This is a genomic window from Flaviramulus multivorans, from assembly GCF_021728415.1.
GTDB lineage: Bacteria > Bacteroidota > Bacteroidia > Flavobacteriales > Flavobacteriaceae > Sabulilitoribacter > Sabulilitoribacter multivorans.
Window position 1 is genome coordinate 93,874 of sequence record NZ_JAKKDV010000006.1, and the last position, 18,058, is coordinate 111,931.

At 34.3% G+C, this 18,058-nt stretch carries 9 protein-coding genes; all 9 read right to left on the minus strand.

Going from position 1 to position 18,058, the window contains the following annotated elements:
- The 9 genes from L3X39_RS13010 to L3X39_RS13050 all read right to left on the minus strand — a co-directional run bounded on the left by L3X39_RS13010 (nt 1) and on the right by L3X39_RS13050 (nt 18,050).
- Nucleotides 1-1,854 (minus strand): DUF5060 domain-containing protein, encoded by a 1,854-nt coding sequence (locus L3X39_RS13010; RefSeq protein ID WP_237232293.1) that lies wholly within the window; start codon nt 1,852-1,854, stop codon nt 1-3.
- Nucleotides 1,855-1,865: 11 nt separating this feature from the next.
- A complete protein-coding gene (locus tag L3X39_RS13015) occupies nt 1,866-3,974 on the minus strand; it encodes a BNR-4 repeat-containing protein (RefSeq protein ID WP_237232294.1) in 2,109 nt (702 codons plus the stop codon).
- An 87-nt stretch (nt 3,975-4,061) separates the two neighbouring features.
- Complete coding sequence (locus tag L3X39_RS13020) at nt 4,062-7,589, minus strand: sulfatase-like hydrolase/transferase (RefSeq protein WP_237232295.1); 3,528 nt, start codon at nt 7,587-7,589, stop codon at nt 4,062-4,064.
- Between the two features lie 190 nt (nt 7,590-7,779).
- Nucleotides 7,780-8,973 (minus strand): Gfo/Idh/MocA family protein, encoded by a 1,194-nt coding sequence (locus tag L3X39_RS13025; RefSeq protein WP_237232296.1) that lies wholly within the window; start codon nt 8,971-8,973, stop codon nt 7,780-7,782.
- A 3-nt stretch (nt 8,974-8,976) separates the two neighbouring features.
- Nucleotides 8,977-10,320, minus strand: a complete 1,344-nt coding sequence (locus L3X39_RS13030) for a Gfo/Idh/MocA family protein (protein ID WP_237232297.1) — start codon at nt 10,318-10,320, stop codon at nt 8,977-8,979.
- Between the two features lies 1 nt (nt 10,321).
- Complete coding sequence (locus tag L3X39_RS13035) at nt 10,322-11,713, minus strand: 3-keto-disaccharide hydrolase (protein WP_237232298.1); 1,392 nt, start codon at nt 11,711-11,713, stop codon at nt 10,322-10,324.
- 309 nt (nt 11,714-12,022) lie between these two features.
- Nucleotides 12,023-13,225, minus strand: coding sequence for a DUF5627 domain-containing protein (locus L3X39_RS13040; RefSeq protein ID WP_237232299.1), 1,203 nt, complete (start codon nt 13,223-13,225; stop codon nt 12,023-12,025).
- Nucleotides 13,215-14,942, minus strand: coding sequence for a RagB/SusD family nutrient uptake outer membrane protein (locus tag L3X39_RS13045; RefSeq protein ID WP_237232300.1), 1,728 nt, complete (start codon nt 14,940-14,942; stop codon nt 13,215-13,217). Before L3X39_RS13045 ends, L3X39_RS13040 begins: the two co-directional genes overlap by 11 nt.
- A gap of 27 nt (nt 14,943-14,969) precedes the next feature.
- On the minus strand, nt 14,970-18,050 hold the full coding sequence (locus tag L3X39_RS13050; protein ID WP_237232301.1) for a SusC/RagA family TonB-linked outer membrane protein: 3,081 nt from the start codon (nt 18,048-18,050) through the stop codon (nt 14,970-14,972).
- Nucleotides 18,051-18,058: the final 8 nt, after the last annotated feature.

The following is an 18,058-nucleotide window of genomic DNA, read 5'->3' on the forward strand; positions in this document are numbered from 1 at the left end:
TTATTTCTCTTTGATAATTAAAATCACCCAATCTTTATCGATATCTGAAGGTGGTATACCTAAATCAACTATTTCCCCTCCTCTAACTGAAAGTACTGACCCATTTTGTATTTGACCTCCGTTTCGAGGATCGAACCACTTGACTTGAAAAGCACCAACCCATTCATTCAAATTCAGTTTTATTTTACTGGCATTTGCTTCAGTGTAAACAGCATAGATTTCACCTAGTTTAGCTAAACAATATGATGTATTATCTTGAGTCAATCCATCATTTGGTTCCATCTCCCTAAAAGGGATATAACTATTAAAAAAATGCAATGCGTACCTGTTTTGGTCCCAAAATAGATCACGACTTCTAAAATCTTGACAAGTTAAATCTGAATTAGGGCTAGCATATCCGAAATACCATTCTACACCGTAACCTCCTGCCATAAGTGTTCCCCACATGGCTCTGCTTCTAGCAAAATTATGTTCAGGATCTTCATCATCAGGTAATAAAGCAATATTTGCTTTACCAGGTTCATCAACTGCTAATGCCCATTTTCTTCCAGTAGCATTGGATTTATCTCGCCATTTTAAAACTCTGGGGTGCACATCATTAAACTCAGGATGACTTAACTGTAATGAGGCTCCTGTTAATGGTGATTGATCACCTATCAATTCGGCATATCTATCATCTTTGTTTGGGAAGGTATGAATCACTAAATGACTATGGTAAGCATCTAATTTCGAGACATAGTTGGCTGCTTTTAAAACTTCTTCAATAGGTTGGTTGTTTTCTTCACCTAAATTCCAATTCATGGAAAGATGATGCCCAAATCTTGCAATGAGTTCTCGATAATATAATTTACCCTCGGTTCCAAAAACACCATTATCCATTAAATGATCTGTCTCGGTTTCATGGGTTTTAAAATGGAGAAACATACCTTTTGTTTCGGCAAATTCAAAAATGCGTTCCCATTGGTCTAATTTTGAAACATCAAATCGTGTTTTATGAAACATGGTTTCCCAAGCTTCTTTATTCTTTTTAACACTGGCATAAGCTTCATATTCTTCAATTGGAACCTTTAATAAGTGAGGAAATATATTTCTGTCATCTCCATCTACATTAAAAGTTAAAAATGAGAAAACATTGAGTTCTTCGCTAGCTAAATAATTAATAGCTCCCAAAAGATTTTTGCCTTTATACTCTTGCCACACATAGGGTAATGCACTATTATCAAAATCTTTGGCGTGAGGTATCCAAGTTTTTTGAAAACCTAGAGCATTTGTAGACACATCAAAATCTGTATATGCTAATAAATTTTCTGGCGCGTCAACACCTAGTTTTATGAAATAATCTTGACTTTCGGCATATTTTAAATAGAATTCGCCAACGTATTGCAGTCTCCCTTTAGCACGATTATCTATTCCTTTTTTATCAGATTCTGAAATAATAAATGTTCCTGCTTGTCCGTCCATAAATCCTGCACTTGAAGCGTTTCTTGCATTATCAGCTACAGCGATATTATCTCCTTTTTTAAATGAAACTGAATATGTCCATTTCCCAACTTCATTTGGGGTAAAACGCACTTGCCAAACATTTCCTGAATCACCACTTGATTCGGCTGCATTGCCATCGGCTGCATAAAAACCTGGAATTATAAATTCTTTTTCTCCATTTTTGAAAGTAACATCCAACCTATAGTTTAAAAACGGATTATTTTCATCCATTTCATTTGTATCTGGACCTTCAAAATTTAAAGTAATTCTATGCCATTTTTTTAACTCACCTTCAACCTTTACCTGATTTTGTTGTTGACAAGAACTTAGGAGTAAAAAAAACAATAAAGAGCATGAAATGTATTTGAGCATTAGATCTTTCTTTATTTGATAACTATTTTTTTAACAAACCTATCTGTCTTATTAGATAATTCTACAAAATAAATCCCTCGAGCGTGGTTAGTAAAATCTACTTTATTTTGAGAAACACTTCCTTTTTCTAAAACTTGGCCTTGTATATTCACTAAATTATACTGTAGGTTTTGGTTATTTGATTTTATATTGAAAACACCATCACTAGGATTAGGGTAAACTGATAAATATTGAGCATTGAAGTCATTAATACTCAGAGCCGATGTCAATTCAAATTCAATTTTATCGGGTTCACTTGACAATGATCTTTGTTGTGTTAATCTTACTGTATTTTCACCTTGATTTAATGTAACATCTGGTATTCTTGTTTCTAAATATATATTCCAATCAAAGGTTCTTGTGATTAAAACATCGTCATACAGCGTTCCATTAATTTCAATATCCATAATGGAATCGTCTCTATTTCTGTTTGCCGCAAAAAGAATAAAATCATAAGTACCTGGAGTAGTTACCTGAAATTTATGTTCAATAAACTGATTTGATGCAAACGAATCTATATATTCACCTCCAGAAGCTGAAATACTAGTACCAACATTAATATCATTGGACGCTATTGTATAATCTTCTGCCTCTAATGATAAGTTATTAGTTTCCTCAGGAGCATCAACCTCAGACAGAGTGAATTCTTGAAAATACAATGGGCGTTTATCACCAACTTCTGGTGTATTGTTTCCAGTATCTTCCATGAGATAAACATATAGTTTGTTACTTTCAACAAAAGCATCAAAATGATCAAAGTCTATAGATTCTGTTCCAGTATAAACTATCTCCCAATCACTTTGTCCTTCTATTGTTGTTTTTATATTTACTTTCCCCCCTAAAAGCTCCACCATAAACACATGGTTTTTATAGCTATAAAGTTCACCACGAGTTTGGGGGTTAGGGATAAGCCCACCTACATTACTAGAAAAATTAGTATCGGTAGCCAACTTATAATAATGTACATTTCTATTATCAACACGTTGTACAAAATGAATCGCACCATTTTCAGTAACTGTCCATGCTGGATCGGAAGACGATTTAGGAAATGTATCTGTTCCATAATCATCTCCTGGTTGTGCAATCTGAACTGGATCTAAGTTTGAATCAATATTATTTCTTATCGGGAGAGAAATAGAAGTATCATTAACATCGAACCATGGTGTAGATGCATTTGCGGGAATTCCGTTAGTATACGCATAATATAATCCACTATTTAACATATAACCATTACTGGTATTGGCATCATTGTTAGTAGAGTATCTTATTGAAAAACCAGAATAAAACTTACCGTTTAAAAAGCGCTCACCACCATACATATTGTTTCTATTTGGTAATGCAAGCGTACCTTCATGAAATAACCAGTTATTACTCCAAACGCTACCATCATAATGTGCTAAAAGTATATCACCATTACCAGAACCGCCTTGTCTATATCTGGCAATCAAACTTCCATCGTCAGCTCTATGAATCATGGGGTAAGTCATACGCTCATAGTCCTCACCAGATTTTAAATAGTTTCGCTTAGGATTAAAAATATCCAAAGTAAATTCATTATCAGGCACAAAAGCCATATTCGTTTTTGAGACTGAATAATTAAAGAAATCGTTAGGTAAAGAAGAGGATCTATAGGCATGCATATCATATAAAATATGAATGGTATTATCTATCGTACTAACGCCAATAGCCGCTGTATTATGAGAATCGCCACGTATACCTGTACCATTAAGAAGTTCACCGCCTTGACCGACATGTTTATGTGGAAACTCTATAGTTACCCAACTTGAGTTTGGTAGGTTTAAATTCTTTCTTGAAAGCATTAGATTTCGAGTGTCCATACCACCTTTGTACCAAGTTACAAATGCGTATCCATTTACTACATCCACACAATCTCCATGCGGAGAAATCCTTTGACTAAATCTATAATTTACATCTTTTGTTCCTGCAAAGTACAACCCTCCTTCTCCATCAGGTGTCACTTTTGTTGAGCTATCTAATACAACGTCGAGCTCTTTTTGCGCTGTTATCGTGATTGACACAAAAACTATCAAAACAAATAATACCAACTGATTCTTTTTCATATTTTTTTATATTTTGATAGCTTTCATTACTTATAAAAAAGCCAGTACAAATAGCGATTCTGCTAGCTTTTTTTTAGTTACTAATTTTTAAAACGAATTTATTTTTAACTGAATAACATGTTTACCTGGAGATAATCGAACTGAATCGAAAGCAGGTGGAATTTTATTTCCATTATGGATTAAGTCTTTTCCGTCTATATCTTTTAATGAAAACTCTGCTACCATATTTCCTGGAATTTCTATCTCATAAGTTTGAAGTCTAGCGCCGTTGTAGGTATATTTACCAATAATTGCTCCTCTTACAGTTGGAACTTTTATTTCACTAGATTTCAATTTACCCATTTGAGGTTGAATAGTTGCCACGCCAAAACCAGGTGTTTTAGGTTTTATACCCCATAATCCTCTTGGTATTACATTAGCAGGTACAGCACCCCAAGCGTGATTCCAATCTAAATTGTTCTTGTATTTTAAATCCCAAGCTTCTAAAGTTATGGTTGAACCTGAACGTATCATATTATACCAACTTCTTTCAGCTTTGCTAGCAAGTAGCTCTAAAGCATAATCTGCTTCACCTGCATTGTACAACCCATCCATTAAAAATTGAGCTCCATAAACACTGCAAGCCATTCCTCGTGATTTTACAAAATCTACAACCGTTTGATAATGCTCTTCTGGAACTAACCCAAATGCCAACGGCATCATATTAGCATGTAAAGACGCATGATCTGTTCCAATACCGTCTATGTAAATACCTCGTTCTTTATCGAACATTTGTTCGTTAACCGCCTTTTTAACTTTTGCCGCTCTCAATTCAAAGTCTAATACCTCTTGTGTTTTGCCTAAAATTTGAGCAAACTCAGCCATAATTTTCATGTTTTCGTAGAAAAACGAATTAATTACAGTGCTGTAAGGTTGGAACACAAATCCATCGCGCTCTCCTTTTGTTTTGCTGCCGTTAAAATTGGCAGATGGCCAATCCACAATATCTGTTAATGGCTTTTTATAGCCTTCAGGGAAGCCTAACTTTTTCATGAATTCGTCATCTACTTTTGTAGAAGTTATTAATCCTTCGTCATTAGAGAGTTCAAAAAGTGTTTTATGTTTTAATGGCTCATAATACCTTTCAATAAGTTCTGTATTTCCAGTATACATATAATCGGCATATATCAATAAAGCCACATGTTGTTGCCATTCGGTTGGCCATGTTGGATTTTTCATAAAATACTCGATAGTTCTTCTTGCAATGGCAAATTCTCTATCCGTAGTATAATGACTTAATTGATTCAAGTATGCATCTGCTTCGTAAGGAATACGTTCTCTATCTCCATCAACATATAACCCATTAAACGTTGTTGCTTTTATGGAATATTTACATAAATCCCAAACCTGATTTAAAATATCGTTATTACTTTTAAAACTACTGGCATTATCATCCCAATAGGTATGAAATGCTAATTGTTCAACGTTCTCTATTGAAATTGTTTCTTGAGCGCCTTCTATTTCGGCATATCGAAATGGCACCAAAGGCGGAAATCCATCTGGTAAAGGAATGGCTTTATTAGCTCTTGTATTTCTCTCATCTTCCTGAACTTTTATTTGATACTTTGTTTGCCCAGGTTTAACATCAACTTTTATTTCCTGATAACGAATGTTGCTTTTTGCAGGCGGAGTTCTGTTAACATTACCTTTTTCGTCTAACATTTCCCCAACCCTAACGGTTAAGGTATGTGGCGATTTAGCATTATAGGTAAAATCCATAGTAGCAAAAGCTGCTTTTCCGAAATCTATAAAAATGAAGTCGTCTCGTTTTTCAAGTTTTACCGGTGCTACTTTCGTAACTACAAATTTGTTTTCAGTTGAAATAATATAACTATCACTTTTACCTGTGGTAAACTTTTGAGGCTCTGAATAATCTACTAAACGATTTTCTTCATCCCAAATTCTTACTTTCCAGTAGTAAGTTTTCCCTATTTCAAGTAGACTGCCATTATACTCTACATTTGTTGATTCTAAAGATCGTACTTGACCGCTATCCCAAACATCGCCGTTATTATTGTTGATGTTTTTCTGGTTGGAAGCGACTAATATTTGGTAAGCTCCTTGATATTTAGCGCCTAAAGGCACTGTCCAGCCAAATTCTGGTTTTAAATCGAATATTTTAACATCCGTACTAGGTTCTCTAATTAACTCAACCGTTAAATCTGTTGGCGCCGCTCTAAACTCATTACTGTTCTTCTTAATTAACTCATCAAGCTTTGCTCGAAGCTTATCGGCAACTGCTTTATATTTCTTCTTTCCTATTAAATTGTTAATCTCTTTCGGGTCTTTTTTAAGGTTGTAAAGCTCTTCAAGAGATTTATCATTTACATATCTAAAATATTTCCATTCTTCAGTTCGAACACCTTCACTTGGAGGAATTTCGCTAAAATCCCATAAGTGCTCTATTAAAATGGTATCTCTTGCAATGGTATTGGTTTCTTTTTTAACAATAGGTAGTAAGCTCTTTCCCTGCCATGCATCTGGTGCTTTTACACCAGCTAAATCTGTAATTGTTGATGGTACATCAATATTTAATACCATTTCATCAACATCCTGATGTGAGTTCACTCGTGGATCATATACAATCAAAGGCACACGAATTGAGTTGTCGTACATCAGCCATTTTCCCGCTAATTTACGTTCGCCTAAAAAATATCCATTATCGCCCATAACTATGATAACAGTATTTTTTTCTATACCCTTTTCCTCTAATTTTTCTCGAATTTTTGCAATTTCTAGATCTATTCCAGAAATCATACGGTAATACCCTTTTAAGCTATGTTGATACTTTTCTGGAGTATCATAACGCCATGTCCAGCGTAACCAGTTAAATCCGTCCCTTACTATTTTAGGTTGTGCATCAAAATATTTGTCATCACCTAACTCAGGTCCTGGAATGGTAGTGTCTGCAAGTAATTTATCTGTTTCAGCTTGCCAAAAATATTGATCTGGTGCACTATCATGTGCATGTGGCGCACTAAAGCTTAATGAAAGACAAAATGGTTTTTTATTTGTTGCATTTTTATCAATAAAATCGATTGCTTGTTGTCCTGTATAACGGGTTAAATGTACCGTATCATTATCAATGGTTTTATAATAATATCCTCTTCTGTCTTTAAAACTGTGATTTCTGTCATAATCTTCATACTCATCAAATTGTTTGTCCAAATCATTATAACGCACGCCATATTTGCCATAAAAACCTGTGTAATAACCGTTATTTTTTAACACGGTTGGATATGAATTTGCCATATATTCTTCTCTCACATTTCCTGTTTGAAAATTAAAGTTATGTGCTCTTTCATGCAAACCTGTCAATATACTCGCTCTACTAGCAGCGCATATGGGTGTTGTAACAATAGCTGTATTAAAATAGGTTCCAGATTTTGCCAAATCATCCATTTGAGGTGTTTCTACATATTTATTGCCTGCATAACCAATGGCATCAAAACGTTGATCATCAGTAAGAATAAATATGATATTTGGTTTATCTTCAGTACTCTTTTGTTGAGCATTTGATACATTAAAACCACATATGGTTGAAATTAACATGAATAAAAAACTGACTTTTTGCATTTGATTTCTTTTTATTTAAAGAGAATTATAAAAATTTATTTTTAAAGTATAAAGCTACCGTTTAACTCTAGGAGTTCTATCCTGCTCTGTCCTGAAAGCCGATTAAAAAGCTCCTTAAATTAAAAAATCTTCAACAATTATGATTTAAGGTTGAAGATTTATGCTTTATATAAAATTATCAATTAAATAATTATCCGAAATTCCAATTAGAGTTCCAATCAATTATTTTGTTATTATACATAGCGTCCAACCCCATTTGAACGCAAATAGCTGCTTTGGCTCCTGTAACTATATTCGATTCTGGATTTTTGTTATTTAAAATAGATTCCTTAAAATCTAAAAGGGCTTGCTTACTAGGGTCTAAATGTTCAACATCTATGGGATATCCTTTTTCTGCATCCCAACCTGATGTGGCGCCACTAACACCATCTACATCGGCAATAATCTTATTCCTTTGTCCTTCAGGATAAAACCAAGCATTTTTTGTATCGATCATGATAGTACCTTTATCTCCTAATACTTTTATCTGATAACCATCTTTAGCGTTGCTTGTTAAACATGTGAATTTTGCTTTAACCCCATTTGGATAAGTATAAATTAAATGAACATTATCATATGTTTCTCTACCATCTTTCCAATAATCAATACCTCCAACACCCATGACTTGATTAGGGGTTTCATTAAGTACCCAGTTTACAAAATCGATTTGATGTGAACACAACTCTGCAGTAAGTCCTCCTGAGAACTCTCTATACATTCTCCAATTTACGGCCTTTTCAAATTTCGGATCTGGAACTCGTCTTCTCCAATTGCCATGACGATTCCACTGGCACTCAAAGGCAGCAATTTTACCTACTTTACCTTCTTTTATTAAATCAACTACAGCTGTATAAAGCCTCGAACTATGATATTGATGCCCTGTTTGAAATATTAATTTAGAATCATTAGTTCTATGCATTAAATCCTGAATACCAGTATATCCTTTAGCCAAGGTTTTTTCACAATACACATGTTTCCCTGCATCTAGTGCATCAATGGCAATTTTTGAATGTGTATTAAATGGTGTTGCTACTATAACAGCATCAATATTTTTGTTATCTAAAAGTCGTCGATAATCTGAGTAGCCAATAGGATTTGAATTGGCTTTAGCCAAACCTTCTTTTAACCTAAATGACAAAACATCGCAGGATGCTACAACATTCACATTTTCAATAGAATTTAAAATTGTTGTTAGTCCGCCACCTCGATCTCCTGTACCAATAACGCCAATATTTATAGTATTATTAGCATTTATATTAGACATTACATTGCCATATAAATATGCAGAACTAGCAATACCTACCGTAGCTGCAGTTGTTTTTTTAATAAATGAGCGTCTTTTCAAAATTTATATTTTAGGTTCCCAACCTGGTTCATACGTCCTTGACCATAATTTCATGGCCTCTCGATTGTACATCATACCCGTTTTATCGTTGATATCAAAACCATCATTAATTCGATAAGCAATATTCGCATAATGTACCATAGCCATACTTTTACTGGCATCATCTATAGGTGCAGTTAATTTAGTTTTGCCTCTAATTGTATCAAAAAGGTTCTGAACATGTTTTGTTGAAGTATCTCCGCCACCGCCTAAAGCAGTTCCGGCTTCTTTAGATGCTGAATTATATTCTTTAACTAACTTCCCTTTACGATCGTATAACATATACTTACCTCTATCTACAAATACAGTTCCTTCTGTACCATAAATAACGGTGCCTCGTCCAGTACCATAAGTACTATAACTATTTCTAGATTTACCATCCCATTTAATGACTTTATTATCGGCAAATTTAAATGTAGCCTCCATATCATCATACATCTCCCAACCGTCATCTAAAAAGTGACGTTTTTCTGCTTCAACATAAACATGCTGTGGAAAATCTACCTGTAATGCCCAACGCGCCACATCTAATTCGTGAGTTCCGTTATTACCGGCTTCGGCTGTTCCATATTCCCAACCATACCAATGCCAATTATAATCCCAAGTTTCAGAAGTATAAGCACGCCTTGGAGCTGGACCTTGCCATAAATCCCAATCTAGTCCTTCTGGGATAGATGCACTTTTTTGCAATGGTACCTGACCTCTTCCATTGTTGTAAAAAGCAACCGCCTTGTATGGTTTTCCTATAATACCATTATGAATTTCATTTATAATTTCAATGGTGTGACCAGACGAACGTTGCTGGTTTCCCATTTGAACTACTTTGTTGTAATATTTTGACGCTTTTACCAATTGCTCATTTTCATACATGTTATGGCTGCATGGTTTTTCAACATACACATGTTTTCCCGCTTTCATGGCCATAATAGAACCTGGTGTATGCCAATGGTCTGGTGTAGCATTAATCAACACATCTAGATTTTTATCGTCCAATACTTTTCTAATATCATTCTCTAAAGTTGGATTATAATCAATGTGTTCTCTAAAAGCTTTCAATCCTTTTAAACGTTGACTTTCCATAACATCGCACAGATAAAGTAATTTGGCGTTACTTTCTTTTAAAGCTATAGGTTGTGTAAAAGCTCCCATTCTTCGTCCCAAACCAGCAATAGCAACATTTAAGCGATCATTAGCCCCAATAATATTCTTGTAACTTTTTGCAGACATTGCATTAACACCACCAGTTAAACTAACTCCAATAGTCGCCACCGTAGTTTTCTTTAAAAATTCTCTTCTTTTATTGTCCATCTTACTTTTCGTTTTCTGTTGGAACTTTAATTTTAATATTTCTGAAAAACACCTTGTCTCCATGATCTTGCAATAAAATTTGGCCTTTTTCTAGTACTCCAAAATTGGGCCATTTGGCATATTTACTTTCCGAAACCAATTTTAAAAATTCTTCACTACCCCGTACGTATTCTAGTACTTTTACATCGTTTATCCAATGCTCGACATGGTTATTTATAGATTTTATATAAGCGGTATTCCATTCTCCAATTGGCTTAATTGGTTTACTCGGGTCAGCTTGAATTAAATCGTACAACGAACAAACCGTTCTACTTCCTTCATGAGAGCCTAACTTAGCATCGGGATGAAGGGCATCATCTAAAATTTGATATTCCAAACCTATTGATGACCCTGGACCTTTATTCAATTCAGTATCAACATAATATTTAATTCCGCTATTAGCTCCTGGGGTTAACTTAAAATCTACTTGTAATTCAAAATTACTATACTCATTTGTGGTTACAATATCTCCTCCAGCGGCAGACTCTGATCCTCCTGAGGATAATACGATTAATTCTCCATCTTCTATTACCCAACCTTCTTTTGGAAATGCGTCTAACTTAGCACCTCGCCATCCGTTGGTCGTTTTACCATCCCAGAGCATTTGCCATCCGGAATTTTGTTCATTAACTGTCAGATTATTTTTAGTAACAACCGGTTCTAGAGGTGAGTTTGTAGTATATTTGGATAAATTCTCAGTTAAAATCTTAGCATTCTTCCACATCACTTGTTTACCCAGTTTTTCTTTAGTTTTTCCAATAGAGTGTACTTGCAAAGCTATAAATCCGCTTGCAGTTTTATCATCAATTAAATGCGACGCTGGAACACCATTTATCCATGTTTTAATGGTATCACCTATCGCTTCAACTCGGTAATGATTCCAATTATTTTGTTTAAATGCCTTTTGGGCCTCCGGATTGTTTTCTAAAGTGTTTAACCATTTGCGTCTCCCTTCATCATAGATTCCGCCACTCCATGAGCGTTTTGATGGATCAATCTCTACTTGATAACCATGCACCCTGCCATTTTGATAATATAGATAGCTATTACTTCTAATTTGAATACCTGAATTCATGGTTGAATCTACTTTAAATTCTATTTCTAAAATAAAATCACTATACATTTCACTCGTCGATAAAAATGTATTGGGTGTATTAGCAGCTGTTGTACCAATTATAACTCCATTTTCATTTTTATAAGTAGCTTCACCACCTTTAATATTCCATCCTTCCAAAGAATCATTTTTTATTAAATCTACCCAAGGGATTTCTTGCTTTTCTTCTTTACAAGAATACATATTACATGTAATTAGAACGGCAACTAAAAATAGTAAGCTTAATTTAAATACTCTCATTTTATTTTTTATTAAAAATTATAAAAAAAACTCTCCACCATAAAATAATTTACACCTATGACAGAGAGTATTGACTAACTCAAACAATTTAAATTTTATTTTATCCTTCAACATAATTACAGAATTTTTAACTGGGATCTATCCTGCTCTATCCTGAAATCAATATTTTTCATATTAAATCCCGTTGTTCTACCTATTAAATCCTTATGGCAGATTAAAATGGCAAAATATCTTTGTTAAATTAAAAAAAAATTGCGAGGATTAAATCCTCGCAATTTTTTTAGTTTCAAGTTTATTATAAAAAATAAACTAAGGTATTCTTAACTCTAATATAAACTCTTCGAATTTAACATCTCTGTCTCGTATTACTAAAGTATCCTTCACCGTATGCATCAAATCAAGTGTTGATCTAGAACGTACTTGACCGAAAACTAACGTCTCAACAATTTCAAGGTCTCGGTATTCGTATTCTAAATAAATTACATCACGTTTTTCTCCACCCCATTCATCTCCATCTTCTAAAAACCTTCCTGATCCAGTTATGACAATATCGCTTTCATCATCAGCATTGGTTATTGTAATTTCTTCGTTATCATTGAATGTCAATTCTAAAGATACAGTACTATTGCTGGGAATACCTGCTCTTCTGATCAAATTAGTGCTAATGGCTTTATTCCTTCCTGCAGTTGATACTGGAGTAAGTTCATCTTGTACAACAAATTCTGCTCTATAAACTGTAGAGGTATCAATAACAGTTGTTTCTGTAATTCCTGTTGCAAGTGTGAACTTTTCTGAAGTTCCCACAATCTTATCCTCTCCACGTCTTAGATATATCCCTTGATATTTATTCATAAACTTAATACCGTAAAGTGTATAGTCCTTAGGTGCCTGATCCCAATCATCTGCTTTAACTTTAATAGGGTTTGTAACACCTTCAGCTGGGACACCGGTTAAAAGCGAATCTAGCTCTTCATAATCTGTAATTCTTAAAGGAATTACATAATGTACCTCACCAAACTCCGCAAATGATAATGGATCATCAAAAAATGCATCTTCTAGTTGTACAGGAATGCGTCCCTTTGTAGAACCCGATGGGATTGTTACTGGACTTTGCTGCTCGATAGTATAGTAAGCTGCTGGTAATACCTTAACATTTACAGAATCAACTCCAATTCCTGCAAGTTGTACAGGATCTATCAGTTCTGGAGCTAGCTCAAAATGCACTCTGCGGTCTATTTTATTTTCATATACTCCCGACATGACAACACCAATTTCAAATCTACCGTTATTATCGTTTTCATTAAAACCCAAATCGTATTCACCCAAAATTAATGTTCTTACGGGTGTTTGAAATGGAAAATATACTGAAGTTGAGCCAAAATCATCAAATTCATTTTCCTGATTCTCACATGCCATAAAACTAAAGGCAAGTGCTAATATTATTAAAAATTTTATTTTCATATCTAATCCTTTTTTAATTGTTTTAAAGTACATAATAATCTTACCAGCCATTATTTTGCTCAAGTTCAGAAAACTTCACAGTCTCAGCATTTGGAATTGGCATATATGTAGCAAATGGTTGATAATTTCTAATTTCAACAGACGGTAACTCAACATAATTACTTCCGTCAAAAAAGTAACCTTTAGCCGTTTCATTTAAAGATAGTCCCCATCTTCTAAGATCCCAGAACCTGTGTCCTTCAAAACTTAGTTCTATACGACGTTCATTTCTAATAAGCTCTCTCATCTCCTCCATAGTTGTAATAGATGCTAAGTAGTTATCTGGTTGTGCAATTCCTGCTCTATCACGTATTGCTGCAATCACGTCACGAGCGGTAATACCACCAACCTGATGGTCTGGACCACCAATTTCATTGGCTGCCTCAGCAAATATTAAAAACAATTCAGTATACCTAAAATACACATCAACATGTATCTTACCTGTAGCAGTATTATCATTATTAATTCTAACATCTGGACGTAATAATTTTTTAAGGTAATAGCCAGTGGTTGTTGATTGCTGAGGAATAGAATCTAACCTATCATTTCCTCCACCAACACCAGTATTAATTGTTCCACCTCCAAAAGAAGCCCCGTTAAGAACAACATATTTTTCTAACCTAGGGTCTCTATTGGCATACGGGTTCTGGGGATCAAAACCATTAGCCTCAGTTGCAGGATTTCCGTCTTGCATTGGGAATGCCATTACAAAGTTATGTGTTGGATTAATCTCCCCATTTCCATTCACTGAAGGCGGAAACATTCTTTTTTCATAGTTAGAAGTATTACCTCCTAAAGAACTACGCCAAAGCATTTCGCTACTCACTAAATTATCATCTGATGCATAAAACTCAAGACCATTTGGATCTAAACCAGCAACGCCTCCAATAGTATTTAAAATTTCAGCTGCATTATTTGCTGCCAAATTATAATAGCCTTGACTATTTAAAAAAGAAGGACTCGCCGCAAAAAGCGCCAAGCGTGCTTTAAGTGCTTTTACAATTCTTCCTGAAATACGTAAATCAAAAAAATTATCATTTACCACTTGGTATTTAACATAATCAAAATCTTCTAAATCTGAATACCACTCATCTACCTGTCCCTGACTTAATCCATAATCAGTTGGCAATAAAGTAAGTGCCTCATCAAAATCTGCCATAATAGCCTGAACAGAAGCTTCAAATGATAAACGGGGTACATTAAAGTTACCATCAGGTTCAATAAATTCAGTAAAATAAGGAATACCTAATAATTCACCAGAAGTACCTATTCCTGCATGTGCTTGAAGTGCATAAAAATGATGCAATCCTCTTAACGCTAATGCTTCACCCTCCAAACGCATGTAAAACATTTTATTGGTTAATGTATCTCTGCTCCATTCTATTTCTCTTGCATCAATAATTTCTAGAAATCGGTTTACCCAGAATACACGTTCAAAACTATTCCACCGGGATGCAGGATTAAATTGTGCGCTTAACTCGCCAAGAGCCATTCGCTTGTAATTATTATCCAAAATATTATTAACAGCATCATCAGTAGCCGCTTCAGAAAAAGAATATTGATTAACCAAGCCCGAATATCCATTTAATAATATGCCTTCTGCTAAATTTGGATTCGCGCTAACATCATCAAAACCTAACCTGTTTTCATCAATAGGTTCAAGGGTATCACAGGCAATCATGCCAGAAAACACCAATACAATTAATATATATTTTATTAAATTTTTCATTTTATTTATCTTAATTTTCTAATTATATTAAAATGACGCTCTTATCCCTAGAGTAAAAGCTCTAGTTAGTGGTGTTGTACCAATCCTTAATTGACGAACATCTCTATTTTTAGCTATTTCCAAAAGATTAGTTCCTTGGAGATTTAAACTTAAATCTTCCATACCAATTTTATTAGATATGTTATCATCGAATTCATATGTTAACTGAGCACGATTAATAGAAAAGAAGCTATTATCGTACAACCAAAATGTAGATGCTCTAAAGTTGTTTTGATTTGTACCAGCTGACAACCTAGGAAACGTTGCTGTATTGGCAGTTTCCGGAGTCCAACGATTTAAAACAACCTCAGAATATTTATCATTTCCGTCAACTGAATAATATTCGTTAAAATTATCATTTAATTTATTACCATATCCTCCTGTTTGTCCCGTTCCAAGGACAAATAGGTTAAACGCTTTATATTTTATATTTAGGTTAACTCCATAAGTCCAAGGACTACTAGTCTGCCCAATAGCAATTCTATCATCGTCATCAATCCAATCATCTCCATTTTGATTGGTATATTTTATATCACCTGGTTTCACCGCACCAAATCGAGGAACTGGCAAACCGGCATTTAAATTACCGTCTCCATCAAAATCGGCCTCAGAATAAAAGCCTTGATCAACTAAACCAAAAATTGTAGAAAGCTCTTTTCCAACTCTGTTTTGGTAATCAAACTCATTTATTTCAGATCGTTTTAATGCTTCTGTTTGACTATACAAAATATTAGCACCTATAGCTAATGAAACATCATTAAAGGTTTTGTTAAAATTCATACCAATTTCAAAACCAGTATATGAGTTTTTATCGAAATTGTTATATGGTCTGAAGTCATCATAAAAAGACGGGTATAGGGCATTCAAAAATACTACTTGCTTATCGAGCTCTGATTTAAAATAATTAAACTCGAACCAAAGAGAATTCATTAAATAACTTTCTAAACCTATGTTTAAATCAATACGCTCTTCAAATGTTAAATCAAGATTCTCTCCTTGTGAAATATTTTGTCTGCGATTACGATTTCCATCAGCCCAATTAAAATTGCTGCCATCAGAATAGTTTACATCATATAAATAGTAACCATCAATCCCTTGATCAGACTTTAAAATACCACCTGAAGCCTTTAACTTAAGGTAATTAATAAAATTACTATTCTTCAAAAAAGGTTCTTCACTTAAAATGTACGCCACACCCGAAGTTGGTGATAAAGCACCTCTATTTCCTTCTGGTAGTTTTAGCGAATTAACATAGGTTCCGGTTAATTCAAAAAATAGTTTCTTTTTGTAGTCATAAGCTATTTGAAACCCTAAGTGAGCATCAACATCTGTTTGAATAACATCGTTCGTCTTTTGTGAATTATAAAAACCTAATAACGTTGTATTTAAAGAATGATCCTTAGCAAAAGTCGTATCGTAATTTACCAGTCCATAAAGACCAAATCGAGATACAAAACCATTGGTACTAACATTTTCAGTTTGATCTTTTAGGTCTTCCCCAAAAATACCAGAATCATCTGCGATAGGGTTAAGTGGATCATCATCATTAATGCCAAAATTTGTTATTCTATTGCCTTCCCAACCTGGTGCATAAGTTTTAAATTGATTCTCTATTGATAAATTATAAGAATCATAAAAATCAAAACTTATATAGGTTCTAGCTGATAACCCTTTTGTTACCCGATCCAAATCAAAATTGATTGAGTTGTTAAACTGTGTAGAACGAAAAACTGTAGTCTTATAACCACCAGCAATAGCCAAGGCTATAGGTGCATTTGAACCGAACTCTTGTGTTGAACCCAAAAGAAACCCATTAAACGTCCGTGCCGTTTGCAATTGTGCCGCAACCGTAGGGTCGCTGGTATCTACTAAATCTATAGGTAATAATGGCGAATAAGCATTAGGCTTAAAAGTAGTACCCGCGCTCAACAAATCAGCTCTAGACGCATTATTTGTACTTATAACCGCAATACCATCTAGACTACTAGTAATCCAATCATTTATTTTAAAATCTATATTACCTCTTACATTAAAACGGTTAGTTCCTGCATTTATATCATCATTAATATTAACCCATTCCTCGCTAGTATTCCAACCAACATTAACATAATACTGATTTTTATCATTTCCACCTGAAAACTCAGAAATAACATTTGTAGTATTAATAAAGGGTTGTACATATTCACTTGAATATAAGTCCACATCTGGGTATAAGTACTTATTTACGCCACTTATAGTATTTTGAATACTCTGGTTTGAAAACCTTCGTCCATCAGTTGCTGCTGCACCATCGTTATCCAGAGCTTCATTAAACAGTATCATATATGCCGATGAACTCAAATAATTAGGCAAAGCCCTAGGCACACTAATACCAGAGCGTACATTAACATTAATCTCTTTTCTATTTATTTTTCCGCGTTTCGTGTTAATCACAATAACACCATTTCTAGCTTGACTACCGTATAATGCCACAGAATTAGCGTCTTTAAGCACCGTTATCTGCTCAACCTCTTCCATATTAAGAATATTAGGGTCACGACCAATTACACCATCAATAACAAAAATGGCATTGCCTATGCCTCTTATATTATCAGAACCTCTTACTCCTGGGGTTAGGCCATTAATGTAATCTCTTACCCATTGAGTATTGTCATAGGTTAAACGGTCTCTTGTGCTTATTGATGAAACTGCTCCAACAATATCACGACGATCTTTAGTGGCTACTCCCATCTTAATTTCGTCATCTTCAGTGGCCAGAAATGGTGATTTCTCCAAGATAATATTACCTATCAAATCAGACATAATAATGAGCTTCGATTCATAACCCTTTTTTTCAATTACAACAGACTCATCACCAAGTAACTTAATTTGAAACTGTCCATTAACATCCGAAAATGCTTTATTTCCATTAAGGCCAAAAACATTAACCCCATTTAAAGGGTTGCCCTGCTCATCAACCACAGTTGCTTTTACTTCTGCACCTTTTGTTTGCGCTGTTGCAATACTACAAAAGCAAAACAAGGTAAAGCACACTAAAGTTAACAACCTATATAATTTATTTATCTTCATTTTTTTAT

Bases quoted from the DNA above. Each gene is read 5' to 3' on its own strand.
- L3X39_RS13030 (WP_237232297.1), bottom strand. From the start codon at position 10,320: ATGGACAATAAAAGAAGAGAATTTTTAAAGAAAACTACGGTGGCGACT.
- L3X39_RS13045 (WP_237232300.1), bottom strand. From the start codon at position 14,942: ATGAAAAATTTAATAAAATATATATTAATTGTATTGGTGTTTTCTGGC.
- L3X39_RS13040 (WP_237232299.1), bottom strand. From the start codon at position 13,225: ATGGCTGGTAAGATTATTATGTACTTTAAAACAATTAAAAAAGGATTA.
- L3X39_RS13050 (WP_237232301.1), bottom strand. From the start codon at position 18,050: ATGAAGATAAATAAATTATATAGGTTGTTAACTTTAGTGTGCTTTACC.
- L3X39_RS13035 (WP_237232298.1), bottom strand. From the start codon at position 11,713: ATGAGAGTATTTAAATTAAGCTTACTATTTTTAGTTGCCGTTCTAATT.
- L3X39_RS13020 (WP_237232295.1), bottom strand. From the start codon at position 7,589: ATGCAAAAAGTCAGTTTTTTATTCATGTTAATTTCAACCATATGTGGT.
- L3X39_RS13015 (WP_237232294.1), bottom strand. From the start codon at position 3,974: ATGAAAAAGAATCAGTTGGTATTATTTGTTTTGATAGTTTTTGTGTCA.
- L3X39_RS13010 (WP_237232293.1), bottom strand. From the start codon at position 1,854: ATGCTCAAATACATTTCATGCTCTTTATTGTTTTTTTTACTCCTAAGT.